Source organism: Bartonella sp. AD328YNZD (assembly GCF_042196425.1).
Window position 1 is genome coordinate 1 of sequence record NZ_JBHIQG010000720.1, and the last position, 733, is coordinate 733.

The 733-nt window shown below is 43.0% G+C and carries 2 pseudogenes; both read right to left on the reverse strand.

What is annotated here, in order from left to right:
* Positions 1-577: pseudogene (locus ACFIO3_RS14670) on the reverse strand (phage tail protein); the annotation flags it as partial.
* Positions 578-589: 12 nt separating this feature from the next.
* Positions 590-733 (reverse strand): annotated as a pseudogene (locus ACFIO3_RS14675) (lytic transglycosylase); the annotation flags it as partial.

The following is a 733-nucleotide window of genomic DNA, read 5'->3' on the forward strand; positions in this document are numbered from 1 at the left end:
CAAATAAATCACCATAATCACGACGCAAATAAGCCTTCCCATCGCAAATTAACCAATCCTTTGGAATCCCGCGCATTCCAAACGTTCCTATAAAACCCGTGGGATAAAGACTGCTTTCTTCTACTAAAGGGAGTGGGGTAGGATTAACAAGATGCCAATGATCTCCATTATAAAACAATGTATAAATGCACCCTTGTTGGATTTCCCCTCCCGATAAAAGCGATAAACCCGTTTCCGTTGCCTTATAAACCGGCTTGCCATCTAAAGCATTTAAGACAATCGTGGTCGCTCCAACATTCTTACCCATAGCCATAAAGCGCAAAACAATACCATTCTTATACTCTAAAAACTGTGAAGTGCTTGCAAGTCTTATCACACTCGTTTGTTGGACATGATCATTTGTAACAATGCCTTCAAGCTCTCCACCCGTGTCTGACAAGTATTCCTTTATGCGCTGCATCATCACACGGGCGCTCGTGTTCACACTGCTAGGACGCTGTCCTTCGGACCAATCAATCAAATTATCCACGCGCGTATTATCCGACGCTCTAAGCGACCAATCATAAATCGTTGACATTTCTCGTGAATCCTAGCTTCTGTAAAACGGTCCGTAAAACGCCCGCATGAATGGCGTCATCAAAGGATTATCATCTTCATCACTCTCTTCTTCTTCCGAAGCCTCTTCTTGTGATGCTAATAATGCCCGTAAAACCTCTAACAAGTTGTCTCTATT